Source organism: Croceibacterium mercuriale (genome assembly GCF_000802385.1).
In the GTDB taxonomy this organism is placed as follows: domain Bacteria; phylum Pseudomonadota; class Alphaproteobacteria; order Sphingomonadales; family Sphingomonadaceae; genus Croceibacterium; species Croceibacterium mercuriale.
In genome coordinates this window covers 366724-385828 of sequence record NZ_JTDN01000001.1, presented here as the reverse complement: position 1 = coordinate 385828, position 19105 = coordinate 366724, and the positions used below count along the sequence as shown (strand labels likewise).

24 protein-coding genes are annotated in these 19105 nt (G+C 66.3%); 20 read left to right on the top strand and 4 right to left on the bottom strand.

Annotated elements, in window-relative coordinates; all coding sequences use genetic code 11:
* Nucleotides 1–58: 58 nt before the first annotated feature.
* Nucleotides 59–898 (bottom strand): NADP-dependent oxidoreductase, encoded by an 840-nt coding sequence (locus tag PK98_RS01840; protein WP_200884959.1) that lies wholly within the window; start codon nt 896–898, stop codon nt 59–61.
* A gap of 229 nt (nt 899–1127) precedes the next feature.
* Here PK98_RS01840 and PK98_RS01835 point away from each other — a divergent pair, with 229 nt between their 5' ends.
* The 6 genes from PK98_RS01835 (at nt 1128) to PK98_RS16985 (ending at nt 7620) form a co-directional block, all read left to right on the top strand.
* Nucleotides 1128–1688, top strand: coding sequence for an RNA polymerase sigma factor (locus PK98_RS01835; protein ID WP_039093847.1), 561 nt, complete (start codon nt 1128–1130; stop codon nt 1686–1688).
* On the top strand, nt 1666–2637 hold the full coding sequence (locus PK98_RS01830) for a FecR family protein (protein ID WP_039093845.1): 972 nt from the start codon (nt 1666–1668) through the stop codon (nt 2635–2637). Before PK98_RS01835 ends, PK98_RS01830 begins: the two co-directional genes overlap by 23 nt.
* Nucleotides 2638–2707: 70 nt before the next feature.
* Nucleotides 2708–5815: a TonB-dependent receptor gene (locus PK98_RS01825; RefSeq protein WP_039093843.1), complete on the top strand. Its 3108-nt coding sequence runs from the start codon at nt 2708–2710 to the stop codon at nt 5813–5815.
* Nucleotides 5815–6942, top strand: a complete 1128-nt coding sequence (locus PK98_RS01820) for a pectinesterase family protein (protein WP_052207892.1) — start codon at nt 5815–5817, stop codon at nt 6940–6942. Before PK98_RS01825 ends, PK98_RS01820 begins: the two co-directional genes overlap by 1 nt.
* A gap of 388 nt (nt 6943–7330) precedes the next feature.
* The gene (locus PK98_RS17475; protein ID WP_268745932.1) at nt 7331–7459 is read left to right on the top strand and encodes a hypothetical protein; all 129 of its coding nucleotides are present in this window, start codon (nt 7331–7333) and stop codon (nt 7457–7459) included.
* Entirely contained in the window at nt 7456–7620 is a 165-nt protein-coding gene (locus PK98_RS16985) for a hypothetical protein (RefSeq protein WP_161792389.1), read from the top strand. The genes PK98_RS17475 and PK98_RS16985 overlap by 4 nt, the downstream gene beginning before the upstream one ends.
* Before the next feature lie 204 nt (nt 7621–7824).
* Here the strand turns inward: PK98_RS16985 and PK98_RS01815 are convergent, their stop codons facing one another.
* Complete coding sequence (locus PK98_RS01815) at nt 7825–8256, bottom strand: BLUF domain-containing protein (protein ID WP_235425458.1); 432 nt, start codon at nt 8254–8256, stop codon at nt 7825–7827.
* A gap of 278 nt (nt 8257–8534) precedes the next feature.
* On the opposite strand from PK98_RS01815, the gene PK98_RS17320 reads away from it, so the two are divergent.
* The 13 genes from PK98_RS17320 (at nt 8535) to PK98_RS01755 (ending at nt 16294) form a co-directional block, all read left to right on the top strand.
* The gene (locus PK98_RS17320) at nt 8535–8714 is read left to right on the top strand and encodes a hypothetical protein (protein WP_039093841.1); all 180 of its coding nucleotides are present in this window, start codon (nt 8535–8537) and stop codon (nt 8712–8714) included.
* Between the two features lie 89 nt (nt 8715–8803).
* Nucleotides 8804–9022 carry a hypothetical protein gene (locus tag PK98_RS01805; RefSeq protein ID WP_039093838.1) on the top strand — a complete coding sequence of 73 codons (219 nt, stop codon included), beginning with the start codon at nt 8804–8806 and terminating at the stop codon, nt 9020–9022.
* A gap of 157 nt (nt 9023–9179) precedes the next feature.
* On the top strand, nt 9180–9575 hold the full coding sequence (locus PK98_RS01800; RefSeq protein ID WP_268745931.1) for an Ohr family peroxiredoxin: 396 nt from the start codon (nt 9180–9182) through the stop codon (nt 9573–9575).
* Between the two features lie 29 nt (nt 9576–9604).
* Nucleotides 9605–9832, top strand: coding sequence for a lipase family protein (locus PK98_RS17255; RefSeq protein ID WP_200884956.1), 228 nt, complete (start codon nt 9605–9607; stop codon nt 9830–9832).
* Nucleotides 9829–10407 (top strand): alpha/beta fold hydrolase, encoded by a 579-nt coding sequence (locus PK98_RS01795; RefSeq protein WP_200885001.1) that lies wholly within the window; start codon nt 9829–9831, stop codon nt 10405–10407. Before PK98_RS17255 ends, PK98_RS01795 begins: the two co-directional genes overlap by 4 nt.
* Before the next feature lie 91 nt (nt 10408–10498).
* On the top strand, nt 10499–11674 hold the full coding sequence (locus PK98_RS01790; protein ID WP_039093836.1) for a benzoate/H(+) symporter BenE family transporter: 1176 nt from the start codon (nt 10499–10501) through the stop codon (nt 11672–11674).
* Nucleotides 11671–12003 carry a hypothetical protein gene (locus PK98_RS01785; protein ID WP_039093834.1) on the top strand — a complete coding sequence of 111 codons (333 nt, stop codon included), beginning with the start codon at nt 11671–11673 and terminating at the stop codon, nt 12001–12003. Before PK98_RS01790 ends, PK98_RS01785 begins: the two co-directional genes overlap by 4 nt.
* Nucleotides 12004–12309: 306 nt before the next feature.
* The gene (locus tag PK98_RS01780) at nt 12310–12798 is read left to right on the top strand and encodes a MarR family winged helix-turn-helix transcriptional regulator (RefSeq protein WP_039093832.1); all 489 of its coding nucleotides are present in this window, start codon (nt 12310–12312) and stop codon (nt 12796–12798) included.
* A gap of 111 nt (nt 12799–12909) precedes the next feature.
* Nucleotides 12910–13890, top strand: a complete 981-nt coding sequence (locus tag PK98_RS15880) for a DUF3617 domain-containing protein (RefSeq protein ID WP_152608508.1) — start codon at nt 12910–12912, stop codon at nt 13888–13890.
* Between the two features lie 118 nt (nt 13891–14008).
* Entirely contained in the window at nt 14009–14443 is a 435-nt protein-coding gene (locus PK98_RS01770; protein ID WP_039093830.1) for a hypothetical protein, read from the top strand.
* Nucleotides 14444–14447: 4 nt separating this feature from the next.
* Nucleotides 14448–14810: an energy transducer TonB gene (locus PK98_RS01765; RefSeq protein WP_081995992.1), complete on the top strand. Its 363-nt coding sequence runs from the start codon at nt 14448–14450 to the stop codon at nt 14808–14810.
* A 121-nt stretch (nt 14811–14931) separates the two neighbouring features.
* Complete coding sequence (locus tag PK98_RS01760; RefSeq protein WP_039093828.1) at nt 14932–15396, top strand: Rrf2 family transcriptional regulator; 465 nt, start codon at nt 14932–14934, stop codon at nt 15394–15396.
* Nucleotides 15386–16294 (top strand): NAD(P)/FAD-dependent oxidoreductase, encoded by a 909-nt coding sequence (locus PK98_RS01755; protein ID WP_039093826.1) that lies wholly within the window; start codon nt 15386–15388, stop codon nt 16292–16294. Before PK98_RS01760 ends, PK98_RS01755 begins: the two co-directional genes overlap by 11 nt.
* Nucleotides 16295–16404: 110 nt before the next feature.
* Here the strand turns inward: PK98_RS01755 and PK98_RS01750 are convergent, their stop codons facing one another.
* The gene (locus PK98_RS01750) at nt 16405–16644 is read right to left on the bottom strand and encodes a DUF6894 family protein (RefSeq protein ID WP_039093824.1); all 240 of its coding nucleotides are present in this window, start codon (nt 16642–16644) and stop codon (nt 16405–16407) included.
* A 328-nt stretch (nt 16645–16972) separates the two neighbouring features.
* Here PK98_RS01750 and PK98_RS01745 point away from each other — a divergent pair, with 328 nt between their 5' ends.
* Nucleotides 16973–17380, top strand: coding sequence for a response regulator (locus tag PK98_RS01745; protein ID WP_039093823.1), 408 nt, complete (start codon nt 16973–16975; stop codon nt 17378–17380).
* A 56-nt stretch (nt 17381–17436) separates the two neighbouring features.
* Here PK98_RS01745 and PK98_RS15875 read toward each other — a convergent pair whose 3' ends face one another.
* On the bottom strand, nt 17437–19074 hold the full coding sequence (locus PK98_RS15875; RefSeq protein WP_161792388.1) for a tetratricopeptide repeat protein: 1638 nt from the start codon (nt 19072–19074) through the stop codon (nt 17437–17439).
* Nucleotides 19075–19105: the final 31 nt, after the last annotated feature.

The following is a 19105-nucleotide window of genomic DNA, read 5'->3' as shown; positions in this document are numbered from 1 at the left end:
GAAACGGAGAGCCTGATGGCCAAGGCGCTTTGTAGGGAGCGGTCGATCCACCCGCTTCCTACATCGTCAGTACGATCTTGCCGCCTCCGCCTTTCTCCAGCAGCGCATGCGCGGCGGCCGCGTCACTTAGCGGCATGTGCCGGCTGACCGGCAGGGTGAACGTGCCGTCGCGAAGATCGTCGGCAAACGCGCGCAGCCTGGACGGGTCGGGTTGCGCGAACACCCGGCTCACCTCCACTCCTGCTTCTTTCGCAGCATTGTCCGGGAGCACCGATGCGTAGCCGAACCGGCCGCCGGCTTTGACCTTGCGAAGAAGCCTCGCCGCAGTCTCTCCACCCACCGTGTCGGCGACGGCATCGACGGGTTCAAGCCTCGCCATGGCGTCCTCGTCGTCGAGAGCCACGGCCGCGTGAGCGCCCAAGGCTTCCGCCTCCTCCAGCTGCCGCCCCCGGACGCCTGCGATGACCTTCGCGCCCTCTTTCAGGGCGACGTGCACAGCCGCGCGCCCCACACTGCCGAGCGCACCGCTGACCAGGATGGTCCAGCCAGGCGCCACTTTCGCGGCCACCCGGACGAGCTGATCGCCTGTCAGCGACACAAGCGGGATGGCCGCCGCGTCGATCGCATCGACACCATCGGGGAGGTGCGTCAACAGCGCTTCAGGCACCGCCACGACATCAGCGTAGGTCGCATCGGCCATGGCGATCACGCGATCGCCGGGTCTGAAGTTGCGGACCTCGCTCCCGATTGCCATCACGACGCCGCTCACATCCTTGCCCAGGATCGCGGGCAGCTGCAGCGGGAAGTCCTTCTGCCGGACACCGGAGCGGACTTTCCAGTCGATCGGGTTCACACTCGTCGCGACGGACCTGATCAGCACGGTGTCGGGACCCGCCACGGGGGGCGGGACATCATCCTCATACGTCAGGACGTCTGGTCCGCCGTACTGATACATCCGAACAGCTTTCATCGTCCGAGCCTCCAATCGTCGCTGGCGAGGATCATACGCGTGAGCCTCGATTGAGGCACCACGGGCTCAGGTCAGCCTGCCGCGAACGGGCTTCATTCCCACAGGAAATGACCTGCCCTGCTGACGGAACGGGTTCCACCGGGTATCCTGCAATCTGATGGACCGGCGAGAACTGACCCTGTGGATCGCACGCGAGATCCTGCCGCACGAGCAGGATATCCGTCGCTGGCTCGCCCGCACCGTTGTCAGCTTCCATGATGTCGAGGATATCGTGCAGGAATGTTATGCCCGCTTCGCGCGGTTGCAATCGGTGGCGCATATCGCGCAGCCGCGCGCTTACTTCCGCGTCACCGCGCGCAACATCGCACTGCGTCAGCTGCGGCGGGCCCGGATCGTGCGGATCGACGCGCTGACGGAGATCGACGCGATCACCCTGCCCGCCGATGAGCCGTCGCCCGAACGGATCACCGGCGACCGGCTGGAACTGGCGCATGTGCGGGCGCTGATCGCGGCCCTGCCCCCGCGTTGCCGGCGTGTGCTGGAGATGCGCCGGGTCGAAGGTCTGTCGCAGCGGGAGATCGCGGTCCAGCTGGGCATCAGCGAGAACGTGGTCGAGAACGAAGCCGCGCGGGGCTTGCGACAGATCCTGCGGCAGCTGGCGGGCGAACGGATAGAGAGCGGCACGGAGGCGAGCGATGTCCGACGCACGCGAGATTGAACAATCGGCCTGCGAGTGGGTGGTGCGCGCCCCCCTGTCCCCGGCGGAGGAGGCTGCGCGCGACGCTTGGGTCGCCGCTGACGAGCGCCACGCCGGCGCCCTGTTACGGGCAGAAGCGGCATGGCACCTGCTGGGCGATGTGCCGGATAGCGCAGCGACCTTGTCCATGGCTGATGCTGCCACGGTGGCGCCCGGTCCGGCTCCCCGGCGCCGCTGGAGGCTGGCGCTGTCCGGCATGGTGGCTGCCGCAGCTGCGGTGACGCTCGCGCTGGTGGCACCCTGGCAGGTCGCCGGCGACCGGATGGCGACCCGCAGCGGCGAGATCCGCCGGGTTCCCCTGGCGGACGGGTCGGTCACGCTGATCGACGGCGGCAGCGAGCTGGTGGTCGATCTGCAGCCGAAGGAACGGCGCGTCACTCTGGTCCGCGGCGAAGCCTGGTTCGACGTGCAGCGTGATGAGCAACGCCCCTTCGTGCTGGATGCCGGACGCGCGCAGGTGCAGGTGCTGGGCACCGAATTCGCGGTGGAGCGGATCGGCGGCTCCGTCCGGGTGTCGGTGACCGAAGGCTCCGTGTCGACCTGGTCCACCGCCACACCGGGTGTCCAGCAGATCCTGCATGCCGGCCAGTCGGCCCTGTTCCCCGCATCGGGCCAGACCCCGCAGGTGATCACGGAGCCGGAGGCGATGGAGCGGCGGCTCGCCTGGCGCCAGGGCAGTATCGCGCTGAGCGGGGAGACGCTGTACGAAGCGGCGTTGCGTTTCAACCGGTACAACCACCAGCAGCTGGTGATCGAAGGCGCGGCCCTGCGCCAGCAGCGTCTGGTCGGCCTGTTCCGCATCGGTGATCCGCAAGGCTTCGCTGCCGACGCTGCGACATTGCTCGGGGCTTCGGTCGACGTGACGGGCAACACCATCCGCCTCCGCGAAAAAGATTCCGCGCAACCCTGACGGAAAACCGGTGACGCGGAGTCCTGTTTGTTGAAGCCGGACAAACCGGCCGTACACAGGGGAGAGAACCATGCACCTTCGGGCCGTAACGCTTGCCGGCGTTTCCGTCATCGCTGTCGCCACGATGCCGGCCGCTGCTGCCGTGGCGCAGGAACGGGCATTCAACGTGCCGGCACAATCGGCGGAAACCGCGGTTCCCCTGTTCGCCCGCCAAGCCGGAATACAGGTGCTCGCGACGCAGGATGCGCTGCGCGGGCAAAGCCTGCGTGCCGTGCGTGGCACCATGACCGTCGAGCAGGCGCTCCGGCTCCTGCTGCAGGGCAGCCACCTGACCGTCAGCCGCAACGAAGGCACCATCCTGCTCCGCCGGCAGCCGCCGATCGCGGGACGCGTCGGGCCGATGCTGGTATCGGCGCAGACCCAGGTACAGCCACAGGCCGGCAGCAGCGCGGCAGGCACGCTGGGGCAGGTTCCGCCGCAGCAGAACCCGGTGGAGCAGGCTCCCCTGCCGGCTGGCAGCGATGCCGCCAGCGAGATCGTCGTCACCGGCTTCCGCGCCGCCATCGACCGCTCGCTGCAGGAGAAGCGGCAGGCCAACGGCATCGTCGACGTCATCACCGCCGAAGACGTGGCCGACTTCCCCGACAACAATCTGGCAGAAGCGATCCAGCGCCTGCCGGGTGTGTCGATCGCGCGCGATGCCGGCGAAGGCCGGCAGATCACCGTCCGCGGCCTCGGCCCGCAATTCACCCGCGTGCGCGTGAACGGGGTGGAAGGGCAGAGCACCGCCGGCGGCACCGACAGTTCCGGCGGCAACAACCGCAACCGCGCCTTCGACTTCAACGTCTTCGCGTCCGAGCTGTTCAACAACATCACCGTGCGCAAGACCGCCAGCGCCGAGACGGAGGAAGGATCGCTGGGCGCCACGGTGGATCTCACCACCGCCCGCCCGTTCGATTATGGCGAGTTCACCGCCGTCGTCAGCGCCCAGGCCGGCTACAACGACCTGTCGCAGAAGGTCGATCCCAAGCTGAGCGCGGTGATCAGCGACACCTTCGCGGACGAGACCTTCGGCGCGCTGCTCTCCGTCTCCTACACCGGTCGGCGCATCTACGAGGAAGGGCATGGCTCCGGCGGCTGGCTGGATGGGCAGAATGTCGGCGGGTACAGCCCTGCCTCGCCGTTCCAGGCAGCAAACGACGTTGCGACCTACAGCCCGCGCTTCCCGCGCTACGGCCGGCTGACGCATGATCAGGAACGGCTGGGTATCACAGGCTCGCTGCAGTGGAAGCCGGGTGCCGACACGCTGTTCAGCGTGGATGTGCTGTATTCCCGGTTCGACGCCACCAGGACGGAAAACTGGCTGGAGAACCTGTCCTTTGCACGGCCGGCATCGCAGGGCGGCCGCCCGGAAGCCGTGGTGCTGGATGGCGAGATCGATGCCGATGGCGACATGATCTACGGCCTGTTCAACGATGTCGACATCCAGACCGAGACCCGCCGGGACGAGCTGAGCACGGAATACACGCAATACACGCTGACGGGCGAGCACCGCTTCGGCGACCGGCTGCGCGTCAACGGGCTGGTCGGCTTCTCCCGCTCGTTCTTCGACAATCCGGTGCAGACCACCGTCATCCTCAACCGCAACAATACCGATGGCTACAGCTACGATTACCGGGGCAATGCGGACCTGCCGCTGATCAATTACGGCTTCGACGTCACCGATCCGAACAGCTTCGCCTTCGGCATTCCGCGGTCGGAGATCCGGCTGCGGCCGAACTCCGTCGACAACCGGATCCTTACCGGCCAGCTCAACCTGGCGTACGAACTGACCGACAGCTTCACGCTGAAGGCTGGTGGCAACATCAAGCGCTACAAGTTCGAATCCGACGCGCTTGCCCGGGTGAACGAAGGCGTGGTGCCGCAGCTGCCCGCCGGGACCAGTCTGACCGGCCTGACCTATCTGGTGGACGGGTTCGGTCGCAATCTGGGCGATCCGGCCGGCAACACCGATGCCTGGATCGCGCCCGATATCGATGCGTTCGCCGACCTGTTCAGCATCTACAACAATCAGGGGCTGTTCGAACTTTCGGGTGCCAGCAACGGCAATGCACGGGGCAACATCCGCGGCGTGACGGAAGTGGACACGGCCGGGTACCTGCAGCTCGACTTTGATGTGGATGTGGGGATCCCGCTGCGTGGTGATCTGGGGCTGCGCTACGTCCACACCGACCAGCGTTCGCGCGGCTACCAGCTGGTCGCCGGTGCGGCGCAGCTGGTGGAAGCGGAACGCTCCTACGACGACTGGTTACCCGCCTTCAACCTGACGGCGGAGGTGACGCCCGACATCCTGCTGCGCCTGGGCGCGGCGAAGGTGATGACGCGGCCCAACCTCGGCTCGATCACACCCGGCGGCAGCCTGAGCACCGTTGGCGTGTTCTCCGTCAGTTCGGGCAATCCGCTGCTGGATCCGATCCGCGCCAACACGCTGGACCTGTCGGCCGAATGGTACTTCGCGCCAGAGGCGTTCCTCGGCGTCGGCCTGTTCTACAAGGACATCAAGACCTACATCCAGACGTCCCGCGTGGTGCAGCCCTTCAACCAGTCCGGCCTGCCGCTGGCATTGCTGGACGGCCTGGGTGTCTCCCCGTCGGACGAGTTCGTGTTCAACCTGCCGGTCAATACCGAAGGCGGTCCGCTGAAGGGGGTGGAAGTCAGCTACCAGCAGCCGTTCAGCTTCCTGCCGGGCGCGCTGGCCAATCTGGGCACGCTGCTGAACTACACCTACGTGGATTCCAAGATCACCTACTTCTCGCGTCTGTCGCCGACCGGCTTCACGGATGCCGACCTGCTCGGTCTTTCCAAGCATGCCTTCAACGCGACGCTGTATTACGAGGATGACGTGTTCAGCGCGCGGGTGTCGGCGGCCTATCGCGACGATTATCTGACAGCCATCCCCAGCGGCACCAGCTTCAACAACGCGGACGGGGTCCGTAACTCGCTGACGCTGGACGGGTCGATCGGCTACTCGCTGACCGACAATCTGCGGCTGACGCTGGAAGGACTGAACCTGCTGGATACGTTCAACGAGCAGTTCACCGATACCGGGCGTGACAGCATCCTGGTGAACACCCATACCGGGCGGCAGTTCTACTTCGGCGCACGCTTCCAGTTCTGATGGGGATCGACAGCATGGACCAGCACCTCGCCTTCACCCGCCGCCAGACGCTGGCTGCGGCGGGGCTGCTGGTCCTGGCGGGGTGCGTCACCGCGGAACCCCCGGCCGGCCATTTCGACGCAGTGGTCGCGCCCCTTGCGCGAACGGATGTGCCGGCAGGTCCGCGCCACGCCAGTGTCGGCGGGGCGCTGGCCGCCGCTCCCCTGGCCGGCACCAGGCCGTTCCGGATCTGGATCGCCCGGGGTGACTGGCAGGAGCAGCTGACCCTGTCGGCCCCGCATGTGCATCTGCACGGGGAGGAGCGCGCAACGACGCGGCTGTGCTTCACCGCGGCATCCGGGCTGATCGCGCCGGACGGGCGGCCGTATGGCACCTTCCGCACGCCCGTACTGACGGTAACGGCACCGGGTTTCCGGGCCAGCGACCTGACGATCGAGAACACGTTCGACGGCATTGCCGAGATGCGCAGGACCGGCGCCCGCCTGTTGTCGGACGATCCGCGCGGCCCGCAGGCGGTGGCGTTGATGCTGAACCAGAACAGCGATGATGCCGTCCTGGAACGCGTCACCATCGCCAGCCATCAGGACACCTTCTTCCCCGATGCCGGGCGCACGATGCTGCGCGACTGCCTGATCAGCGGCAGCTACGACTTCATCTTCGGCGCAGGCGCGGCACTGTTCGAGGGGTGCGAGATCCGGTCCCGGTTGCGGCCTGATCCCGCGCAGGTCACCGGCTACATCGCTGCGCCCAGTACCCTGCTGCGGCACGCGACCGGGCTGGTGTTCGATCGCTGCAGGCTGACCCGCGACGATGGCGTGGACGATGGCAGCGTCTACCTGGGCCGCCCGTGGCGCCCCTCCGCCGCCTTCCCCGATGGACGCTACGGCAATCCTGAGGCAGCGGGCATGACCGCCTATCTCGCCTGCTGGATGGACGCCCATATCGCTCCGGCCGGATGGACGGAGATGTGGTACACCGATCGCAGCGGCAATCCCCGGACCATGCTCCAGCCGGAAGAGGCGCGCTTTGCCGAGCATGGCAGCACCGGACCCGGGGCGCGAGGTGAGCGGCGGGGATCGCAGATCGACGCAGGTGAAGCGGCAGTTCTGCGGCGGCTGCCGCGCTGAAGGCTACAGGCTGCGGCATGTCTGGTGAGAAATTGCCTCATCACCTCGGCCTCTTGCGGAACCGTTCGCTGGTCAGCTGAACGGCACGACCCTCGTCACCGGGCGGCAGGGTCGGAATCCCGCCTGAGGGATGCGGCCATGGCGGGGAGGATGGCGTGCGCCCGCCACAGGGTCTCCGCCCGCCATGCGCGGCATCGGCGATATCCGCCGAAGAATTTACGATCGAGATTCTTGGCGGACGTGTCCAGCTCCTGTCAGCATCGCCAGATCGTCTTTGACGGATGCGGCAAAGACTTTCGACGTGACACGATGCAGCACGCTCCTCTCAGCACACGGACCGCCAGGCGGCACGAACCCCAGTGACGAGGCTGGAGCCTGGAAGACTGTCATGAAACAGGCGGTGATTATGCAGGCAAAGGCGCAAACGGAAGCGGAAACAGGAACGAACGTGACTGCGGCAACGCCAGCGGATCGGCAATGGCGACCAGAGCACCTGCACCTGGCCATGAACTCGTGACAAACTCCATGAAGGATGGCGCGCTGCCGGGAAACACGGGTCCGCTCGACATCACCAGTGCAGCCGCTGGCGATCAGATTGCCCTCACCTGGCTGGAGCGTGGCGGCCCGGCGGTGTCACCACCAGACTGCTCGGCAGGCTTTGGCAGCGAGTTGGTGTAAAGATACTTGGCCAGCCAGCTAGGGGGCTCGATCGACTATGACTGGTCGGCAGACGGGCTGATCGTCAGGCCGCATATCGAGCGGGCGTGGCTGGCCTTGTAGGCGGGAGGCGTGCGCGATTGCGGGAGTCTACACTGCCCGGCTGCAGCAGCTGCGCCTTCTCGAGGTTCAGTTCACTGATGCAGCCCGGACAGGCCCCTGCCCTCAGCTCTCGGTGGCGATGATGATGTCATACAGGCGCTTCGCTGAAGGCGTCGGCTCGCCCAGCGCAAACCCGAGCAGGAATGTGGTACCGGGCGTGCTTTCCACCCCATCATCTGCCCGCCGCATCGCCCAGTCGCCGAACTGACGGGTCAGCACGACCCGATCGAAAAGCACATCCATGTCGCGGTGCCTCCGGTCACCACGAATGCGGTCTATCGTGACCGCGACCCCGTCATGTTCCCCTTCGATGACCTGCGCAAAATTCCGTCCGTCCCACCACAGCATGCCCGTCACGCCGACCTCGGTATTCCACGCAATCGACTCTGCCACGATGGCATCGAGCGCGGCCAGGCTGCCGTCAATCAGTGACCTGCTGGTGTAGATTATTCGCCGCATCAGATCCGCAACGTACCGAAGGCGGATTGGAAGCACGCGCAGCAAGAATTATGCGCGCGATCGGCGCATCACCGTCAGCCCGTTTCATGCCCCGGAAGAGATGTTCGAGATTGCCGGCAAGCTGTACCAGAAGTCCCGCTGACGGAATACCGTCGACCACCTCCAGCGCGCCCGGCGGATCGCCCGGCAACGCGACCTCGTCGTTGCTCCAGATGCTGGCGACCTCCTTGTAGTCGTCCGGGCTTCACATGTAGAGCCGGTGATGCGAGCCCTCGGCTAGGTACTTCTTGCATTCGGGGATCTTGCTCAGGTCTATGTTGGGCCTCGGCGGCACGCCGCCACCGCTGGACAGGAAGCTGGCCGCATCGCGTCTCGGCCATCGTCATCGACAAATCGCCGCCATCGTCGGTGTCATCACCATCCGGGCCGTTGACCAGCATGTTCACGCCGGCAAATACCAGTTCGACATGGCCCAGCTCCTCAACGGTGATTGACGCGACCAGGCTGTAGAAGGGCCGCAGCCTCGACTTGAGGTTGAGTCGCGGCAGGATGATCCACTGCAGCGTCGCCGTCAGCATGAGGGATGACGGCAAGAGCTGAAGCGCTGGGGGTGGAAGACACCATCAGCCTTGGCGGCCTGCTGGCATCCGGACGCGCCATCCCCGCTATTCTGGCCAAGTTCGAGGCGCTGTGCCGGTCCAGGATCGCCCTTGTGCAGCGCATGACCGACAGGATGTCCCCGCCGTTCGTCGGTCCGGAAGGATATCGACGGACGTACGAACCGCTCAGGCGGTCGGCGTGACAGCGGTGCTTCCAGCCTGACGAATTGCCGTCCGGGTCTCGCCACGAACGATCAGGCAAAGAAACACCGGACAAAGCTGATTGTTATCACGATATCTTTTACGGCAATACAGACACGATCAGAAGGAGCGAGATGATGACCACCCTCTATCACACCAGTGCCTCCGCAACCGGAGGGCAGCGTCAGCGTCGATGATGGCTCGCTCACCCTCGCGCTCGTCACCCCGAAGGAGCTTGGCGGATCGGGCGGCGCAGGTGCCAATCCGGAACAGCTGTTCGCCTGTGGCTATGCCGCATGCTTCCTCAGCGCGCTCCTCTTCATCTCTGGCCGCCGCAAGATCAGCCTGTCCGACGACAGCAAGGTCACCGCGCAGGTCGGCATCGGCGCCCGCGCCGACGGTGGCGGCTTCGGCCCCGATGTGGGCCTGTCCGTGTCGCTGCCTGGCCTGGAGCCGCAGGTTGCAGAGGACCTGCTGACCGAGGCGCACCGCGTCTGTCCATATTCGCATCCCGCCCGCGAAGGGCTGGATGTCCGCCCAAACCTGACCGCCTGAACCCTCACCGACGCAGAAGGAGAACCACGATGTTCCGCAAGATCATGAACCTTTCCCTTGCCCTCGCCGCGATCGGCCTGGCGGGTACCACCCTGACCAGCGCCGCGCAGGCCCAGCAGACCAGCGCAGCCACTCCTGACGGCGTGAAGAACGTCGTCCTGGTCCATGGCGCCTTTGCCGATGGTTCGGGCTGGCGCGCCGTATATGACGACCTGACCAGCCGCGGCTATCGCGTCACTTTGTCCAGAACCCGCTGACCTCCCTGGACGATGATGTCGCCGCAACGACGCGCGCGCTGGACCAGCAGGATGGCCCGGCAATCCTTGTCGGGCATAGCTGGGGCGGCACGGTGATCACCCAGGCCGGGGTCCACCCGAACGTCGCCGGGCTGGTCTATGTCTCCGCCCTGTCCCCCGATGCCGGCGAGACGACTGCCAAGCTGTATGAAGGCTACACCACGCCGCCGGAATTCGTGATCAAGACCACTGGTGACGGGTTCGGCTACATCGATCCCGCCATGTTCAAGGCCGGCTTCGCCGCCGACACCAGCGACGCCGATGCCGCATTCCTGCGCGACTCCCAGGTGCCGATCAACATGGCATCCTTCACGCAGGAGCTGACCCAGGCTGCCTGGCACACCCGCCCCAGCTGGGCGATCATCCCGACCGACGACAAGGCCTTCGACCAGCGCATGCTGCAGGCCATGGCTGCGCGGATCGGCGCGGAGGTCACGGAGGTGAAGGCGAGCCATGCGGTCTTCATGACCCAGCCAGCGGTGATCGCGCAGGTGATCGACCGCGCCGCCCGCAGCGAGACGGCCGCGGCCCGCTGACAGACCGCTCCGGCCGGCGGGGGCGGCAGGTATCGTGCGATGATCTGCCGCCCTCCATCTTTCCCCGATGCCCTGCTACGGACCAGCCCCGATGCGCGACACCCTGCCCCCTCTCTCGGCCTGGACATCCGCCCTGGTGGCGACGGCCGTGGGCTTTGGCGGCACGATCGCGCTGGTCGTGCAGGCGATCCGCGGCATGGGCGCCACGGTGGAGCAGACCGGATCTGCCATCACCGCGTTGTGCCTGGCGATTGCTGTCGCGGGCGGAGCGCTGTCGCTGCGCTTGCGCATCCCGGTCGTGCTGGCCTGGTCGACACCGGGCGCGGCACTGCTGGTCACGGCACCGCCGACATCCTGGCCGGTCGCATGCGGAGCATTCGCGCTGGCCGGGCTGATCGGCGTCGCGTTCGGCGCGGTGCCGTTCCTGGGCCGGCTGGCGGGGGCGATCCCGCCGCCGGTCGCTTCCGCGATGCTGGCGGGCGTCCTGCTGCCATTCGGGTTGGAGACGTTCCGGCAGGCGGATGCCGACCCGTTCTTCGTCCTGCTGCTCTGCGCGATCTTCGTGGCGGCGCGGCAGCGCGTGCCGCTGTATGCACTGCTGCTGGTTTTGGCCGTGGGTGTCGCCCTGACGCTGGCCCGCGGCGATCTCGGCGAACTTCCGGCCGGTGCCACCTTCGGCAGCCTGGTCCCGGCCGGCATGGCGTTCGACGCCGGCGCGATCCTGAGCATCGCCCTGCCGCTGTTCGTGGTCACGCTGGTATCGCAGAACCTGCCTGGCATCGCCGTGCTGCAGCTGGCCGGCTACTCCCCCCGCCCCGGCCCACTCGTGGTCGGCACGGGCCTGGCCAGCGTGGCGGCGGCGCCGTTCGGTGCCCATGCGGTCAATCTCGCGGCGATCACCGCCGCATTGTGCACCAGCCCCGATGCCGATCCTGCAAAGGAGCGGCGCTGGCGGGTCGGCCTGATCTATGCCGGCTTCTATCTGCTGCTGGCGATCTTCGCCCCCGCCCTTGTCCGCACCTTCCTGGCGCTGCCGCACACGGCCATCGCCGTGCTGACGGGACTGGCGATCGTGCCGACCCTGACCGCCGCGCTGGAGGCCATGCTGAAGGGCAGCGAGCACCGCGATGCCACGATCCTGACGCTGCTGGTGACCGCGTCCGGCCTGACGCTGTATGGCATCGGCTCGGCCTTCTGGGGTATCACGGCAGGCCTGGGCACGATCGCCATCGCCAGATTGCTGCGCGTGCGGAGGACAGCTGCTTGAGGCCGGCTCGCACACGGATCATCCCTGCAGCCATCGCCGCCTCGCTGGTGCTGCTCGGTGCCATGCTGTGGATCATGGGATCGGCCGTGGTGATCGACCGGTCGGGCAACGTCCTTTCCGCCGCGATCACCGGTAGTGGCGGGACGACCCAGCCCCTGCATCACCTGCCCGGCCGGATCTTCTACACGATGCCGCGCGTCGAAGGCGCGATCGAGCTTCGCTGCCGCGATGGCGCGCGCGGGCGCTGGAGCTACGTCACACGGCATATGCACAGCTGGCTGCGTGTCGGGCCGGGTGCCGGCTGCGGCCGGGTTGTTCAGCTGCGCTGATCCGCCGTCGCCGATGCGTGGCGGACGGTGCGGCCGGCAACGGCATCGACGCCCCGCCCCTGCCGCCGCACCTGTTGCAAGATTGGTAGCTTCCATGTGAACCTCCGGAGGCGGCACCATTGCCGACACCCGGATCTTGCCCGCGCCCGCTACCCCAGGATGGCAGGCGCATGTGCACGGCTTACCTGTGTAGCTTTCCGCTCCGATCCATCGTCGACAACATGGGCAGCCTCTTTCCGTTCAGGCCTTGCATAATAAAGTATTATCGCGATATGCAATGATGATATTCAGGTGCAGGGAATTGAAATGGTTGATGCTGCCGGGCCGGTCCCGCTTGAGGACCAGCTGTGCTTTGCCGTCTACACGACAGGGATCGCGATCCAGCGCATGTACAAGCCGCTGCTGGACAGGTTGGGCCTGACCTATCCGCAATATCTGGTGCTGAACGTGCTGTGGCGTTCCGACGGACGCACGGTGGGTGGTCTGGCGGATGAACTCGCGCTGGAATCGAGCACGCTGACCCCGCTGCTGAAACGGCTGGAGGCAGCCGGACTGCTGCGCCGCACGCGCAACCCGCAGAACGAACGTCAGGTCGTGGTCACGCTGACGCCGGAGGGGCAGGCCTTGCGCGCGCGCGCCGGATGCCTCGGGGACGCGCTGCTGACCGCCTCTGGTGAGACACCGGCGGCACTGGCTGACCTCAACCGCCAGATCCGCCAGCTCGGCACGGCGGTGTACGGGCATATGGCCGATCATGCACCCGCTGGCGCCGGCACGGGCACGAAGCGCGACTGAGATCGATCCGCCTGAACGTTCAAACCAGCTTTCCCGTGACGTCCGCCACGGGCCATTCGTGGTTTCGCCTTGATCAGGAAGGCTGATAGGCCATGACAGGCCATGCCTGCTGTGAACCTCCCGGCCTTCCTACCTGCGCGATCGTTCTGGCTGCTGACCCTTTGCCTGACCTGCGTGCCCGCGGTCTGCCACGCGCAACGCGCGGGATTGTGGGAGACGCGGATCAGCGTCGCCGGAGCCCCTGCTGCCGAGCCGATCCGGTCATGTGCAGCCCATGATGCACCGTTGCGGCTCCTGAACGAATGGCCCGCGAACTGCGATGCTGACGAGGTCAGGAAGACGGCTACCGGATTTGCTGCGAGCGCCCGCTGCCAGACCGGGCAGCCGGGTATGGTGCTGATCATACGGCGCGAACTGTCGGGTGATCTGGACCGGCACTATCGGACCCTGATGCAGACCCGCCTGCAACAGTCGGGCGCCCAGATCCAGCCGACCCAGCGTTCGGAGGCTACAAACCGCTATCTCGGGCCATGTGACCCGATCGCCCGGACGGCCACGTCTGATCCGGACCCAGGCCCCGACACGGTGTGGGCAGTTGTGGGCGCCGCGATGATCTTCATCGTCCAGCTGTTGGCGTTCGCAGCAACCATGTATGCAGTGTTCCGCGGGATGGCCTGGTTGTCCTTGCGGCTGGGTCGTCGCGCCTACGAACGGGCAATCGTCGCCAACATCACTGTCGATCAGGCGGGTGCGGCGACCATCCCCGTACTGGCGACCTTTACCGGTGTTCGCGGCTTCCCGTGGTGGTATGCGATCGCGGCGAACAACGCCAAACCGCTGCTGGTGATCGGACCCGACGGCATCCGCTTCCGCGTCATTCGCCAGCATGAGCGGCGATACGTCGACATCGAATGCGTCGATGTCCGGCAGGCCCGCGGCACCGTCAATCTGGATTTCACCTTTCGCGGGTCCCTCCTCACCTTCGCAGCCAATCTCGGTGCCGTGCCGCTCACCGCGCATGTGCTGTCCCTGTTGCCTGCATCGGTGCCGCTCTCGCCCCGCGCCATCGAACTGAAGGCGATGGTCAGCTGAGCCGAAAGGTCGCATAGCGATGCTGTAACTGGTACGCTTGCCTGTCGGACCGCTGGCGGTGACAATCGAAGAAATCGCGCCTGGCGCGACACGAACACATTGAAGGCTGAATGCTACGATGGCTCTGCCAGTTAAGACGCTGATCGCTGCCGCCACGATGCTCGCCAAGGATGAGCGCGCGCAGCGCGTCGCCAAGTCGCTGTGGGACAAGGGCAAGGATGCCTGGGACAAGCGGCAAGGTGGACGGGCAACGACAGCGGATCGGCCAGCGACCGCCGCCGGGGCGGCCGCGCAGGATGCGTCCGGGCCAACCCAGTCGGGCTGGCGGCGCGGCGGCGACCGGCAGCTGCGCTTCCAGGATGGCCAGACGGGCGACCTCATCCGGTTTGCCTATACCGACGAACACGGGCTGACCTGTCAGCGGACGGTCGGCAACTGGCGCATCGTGGGCGGCCAGCTCAACGGCTACTGCCTGAACCGCAAGCAGGACGAGAATTTCGCTGTCGACCGGATCGGCGACTGGGAAGAACTGTCGCTACAAGCCGACCGCTGAACAGATGCGCCTGTGTCTCGCCGGCATGGCCCTGCTCACGATCGCAGCTGCATCGCCTTCCGCCAATCCTGCGCGCCCCGCATCGCCGCACGATCAGGAGAGATGGCTGGCCAAGATCCAGGAGTCCTTTCCCCGGACGAACACTCCCGCGCCAACGGGCGGCCGGGTCAGGGTCCAGGTGACGATCGGCGTGAACGGGCAAGTGGCTGCATGCACCGTCGTGAACACCAGCGGCGCGCGCGCACTGGACGAGGCGGCCTGTGACGGGATGAAGCGGTATGCCCGCTACAACCCGGCGATCGGCGCCGATGGTCAGCCCCGCGAAAGCCTGGCCCGCACAACAATCATCTATGTGAACAGCAAGTAAAGTCATCCCGGCCCGGTTCCGGGGCTCGGCTGCCGCGCTCGGGACCACGGCCGGCGATGTTTCGGCTTCTGATGCATGTCAGGGATTGCAATCTCCCCTGTCACGCAACATATGAAGTTTCATGAAGCGGGACAGCAGATTGTCGGGCGTGCTGCACGTCCTCCTCCACATGGCCGAGATTGATGGTCCGGCCACATCGGAGATGATGGCGAGAGCCATGCAGACCAACCCGGTCGTCATCCGGCGCATACTGGCCGGCCTGCGCGATGCCGGCTTCGTCCGCTCCGAAAAGGGGCATGGCGGCGGCTGGACCATCGCCCGTGACCTCGCATCGATCACCCTGCGGGACGTGTATGCCGCCCTGGGCAGTCCGGAGCTGTTCGCGCTGGGCAACCGTACCGAGGCGCCCGGATGCCTGGTCGAACAGGCGGTCAACGCCGCGCTGGACGACGCGTTCAGGGATGCCGAGGCCATGCTGCTCGACCGCTTCGGCGCGGTCACGCTGGCGCAGCTCAGCGCCGACTTCCACGCCCGCATGGTCGCGAGCGGCCAATCCATCGATCTGGAGATTGTTCATGCAGCATGACGCCATCGTCATCGGCGGCAGCTATGCCGGTCTGTCCGCCGCGATCCATATCGCCCGGGCGCGCCGCTCCGTCTGCGTCATCGACAGCGCCATGCCGCGCAACCGCTTCGCCGATGCTTCGCACGGCTTCTTCGGCCAGGATGGTACCGAACCCCGGGTCATGATTGCCGAGGCGCGGGCGCAGCTCGAGCGCTATCCGACCGTCCGGACCGTGGCCGGCGCCGCCACCAATGCGGCAGCCATCCCCGGCGGGTTCGAGGTCCGGCTTGAAGGTGGCGAGACGCTGACTGGGGCCAGGCTGGTGCTGGCCTTCGGCATCGCGGACGTGCTGCCGGAGATATCCGGCCTGGCGGAGCGCTGGGGCAAGAGCGTGCTGCACTGCCCCTATTGCCATGGGTTCGAATACGGTGACCAACGTCTCGGCGTACTGCTGACGATGCCGATGTCGGCCCATCAGGCGCTGCTCATCGCCGACTGGGGCCCGACGACCCTGTTCCTTGATGGCGGCGAGATACCGGACGCCGAAGCGCGGGCGAAGCTCGCGCAGCGTGGCGTGGCGATCGAACCGGCACGCGTCCTGGCGCTTCGTGGGGACCGGTCGGCGCTGTCCTCGCTGATGCTGGCGGATGGGCGCGAGGTCGCGCTCGATGCGCTCTATCTCGCCCCCCGATCCAGGCTCAACAGCGCCATTGCGGAACAGCTCGGTTGCGCGGTGGATGATGGTCCGTTCGGCCCGGTGATCCGCACAGATGCGGCCAAGCTCACCAGCGTGCCGGGCGTCTATGCCGCCGGCGATGCTGCGCGCGCCCCCCACAACGCCACCTGGGCCGCCGCCGACGGGGTGACCGCGGGTGTCTCCCTCCACCAGTCCCTGGTGTTCGCTCCGCTAACTGTCTGATCGTACAGATCGCTGCCGCGCAGGCTGATGCGGGGCGCCATGCAATGTCCGGTGAGTCAACGCTGGCACGTCCCGTCCAGGTCACCAGGCAGCGGCGCAGCCCCTCGGGGTTATGGGAGCCCCGTCGTTCGCGCCGTTACCGGCAGCAGGGCAACGGCTATCCCGCACTCATTCGTAATGACGAGTTCGAGATCGACATCATTGTGTCCAATCGCAATCTCGTCGGCAACAAGAGCGCGCGCTCCTTGGGCAGCACTCTGGTAGGCTGCCTTCGCATCTGCAAGCATCTCCCCCTCCACATCGATCGCACAATCCCAGCCCTTGCAGACATGCGTATAAAATCTTTCCATAAGGCGACCACTCCCAAGGCAGATGTTAAACCAACCTGATCTGGCAAGGTTCCGGGCTAACAGCGTCACCTATAGAGCATTCGACACCTATGCCCATATTTTATGCCCTACACCTTAACTCGGACAATTACGCCACTCTAAAACCGTTCTATTTACCTTCTGCTCGCATATACAAATTAGCCTGTTCAACATGCTTCATCCCTCGCCTGCGAATGCCTGAGGGTACGGGCATGACGTCGCTGGCAGGATGCGTCCCGCAATCTCCGTCCAATCTGTCCGGAGGTTTGCCCATGCCGGAGCGTTGCTGCCGCTGAGCGGTTAGGGCGAAATGGCCACCTCCACCACACCCTACGCCCTCGCTGTAGATGATAGCCCGCTGATCCTGCTGGATGTCGCCGACATCCTCGAAGAGGCAGGGTTCCGTACGTACGAGGCAAGCAGTGGCGACGCCGCGATCCTGATGCTGCCGGAATACGCCCATACCATCACGCTGCTCTTCTCGGACGTCGAGATGCCGGGTGACACCAGCGGGTTTGCTCTGGCGAGGCATGTTGCCGAGAACTATCCCTGGATCGAGATCGTCATCGCCAGCGGTCAGATCAGTCCCGAAGCCGGCGACATGCCGGAAAAAGCAACGTTCCTGTCCAAGCCGTTCACCGCGGACATGGTTCACGCCCATCTCCGGGACATTCTGCCCGACGGGAAGAAGCCGGTACAGCTGCGTAGCGCCGTCTGACGATCACCATACCGGACACCATCCCGCGCGCCGCGCCGGCACGGCGGGTGGTCCGGTCAGCTGCCGACGGTCGCTCCGGGTGACATGCGCTCCTCGGGCGTCATCTGCGCCTCCAGGGTCGCCAGCATCAGCGGCGCCCGTTCATGCTGTGCCTCCGCCGCCTGCGTCAGCCATTGCCATGCGGCCACCTTGTCGACCGGGCCACCTTCGCCCTTCAGCAACATCACCGCCACGTTGACCATGCCATCGCGATCACCGCGCACCGCGGCGTGGCCGAACCATTCGCGCGCCGCGGCAAGGTCCTGCGGCACGCCCTCGCCCTGGTGGAAGAAGGTGCCGAGCGACGTCATGGCGCCCCCATGCCCCAGAAGCGCGGCATCCTTGTAGAACGCAAGAGCGGTATCCAGGTTGCGCGGCACGCCCTCGCCCCGATCAAAGGCCAGGGCCAGGGCGAACAGCGCACCGGGATGCCGGGCATTGGCCGCCTCCCGATACCAGCCGAGCGCCTCGTCCAGATCCCTGGGCACGCCGTCATCGCCGAACTCCAGGATCTGCGCGAGGGCATATTGTGCTGCCGGCAGGCCGAAGCGGGCCGCCTGTCGGTAATAGCGGACCGCCTGCCGTGCATCCCGCTCGCCGCCTACACCATCGAACGACATGTCGCCCAGCACCTGTGCCGCCGCCAGGTGTCCGACATCCAGCGCGCGATCGTACCAGCGGCGCGCCTCCTCCATGTCGGGTGCCACACCTGCGAAGCCGGTGCGGTACAGATTGCCCAGGATGACCGCTGCCTCGCCCACGGCCGTGTTCAGTTCGGGCTGCTGCGGATCGAATACCGGCAGGTCCCGCGCAGGATTGAAGCGGGCTTTCGCGGCCTTCTTCAGCCATCGGACGCCTTCCTCCGGATCGGTCCAGTCGCCGGGTGCCAGCAGGTTGATCTTGCCGATGAACAGGGCCGCCTCCTCCCCGCCGGTGCGCCATGACAGGCGGCGATGTGCGCGGCGGAACCACGCCTGCGCTTCCTGGTACCGCCCCTGATCGAACAGCCAGAATGCGGTCGGCAGCGTCCGGTCGTTCGCGATCAACCTTCCGGGATTGAACACGGGAACGATGAACCCGGGGCGAAGGCCGCTGCTCGATCGGTCGGCGGAGTTGCGCCAAACATCTTCTTGCTGGATGAGCGAGCTTGCACCCGGTTCATACGCCGCGCGGCATTGTGCGATCGCTTCCGCCCAGCTGTTGAACGCACTGCCAAACGGATCGGACTGCTGGTCCGGGTTGCTCAGGTCAGCGGTGGCCAGCGTAGTGCCGGGGTCGGTCCGCGACTCACCGAAACGCCGACCGTCAGGTTCCGGGATCGGCGATCCAGGCGGGCTCAACGGAGGAGCGTTCCAATCCGGATTGCGCGGCAGGCGCGTCCGGGCAAGCAGCGGGACACCCGGCATGCCCATTTCGTTCAGAGCATCCTGAACGGCTCTGAAGTGCGGATCACGCGCCAGCACCTCGCACATGGCGTAACGTGGCGCTTCTGCCGTGGGCAGGCGCTGCCCCGTAACCTCGATCTCCCGCTCGGCCTCGCCCGAAGGGACCGGCGCCGCCTCCTGCGCGATGACAGTGGTGCTGCCGAGGACGCCGGCGGCAACCATCGTCGACAGAAGACCGGCACGTTGTCTGGCAAACACAACCTTCATCATGCTCCACCTCTCCGGCCGCCGGTTCTGGTCC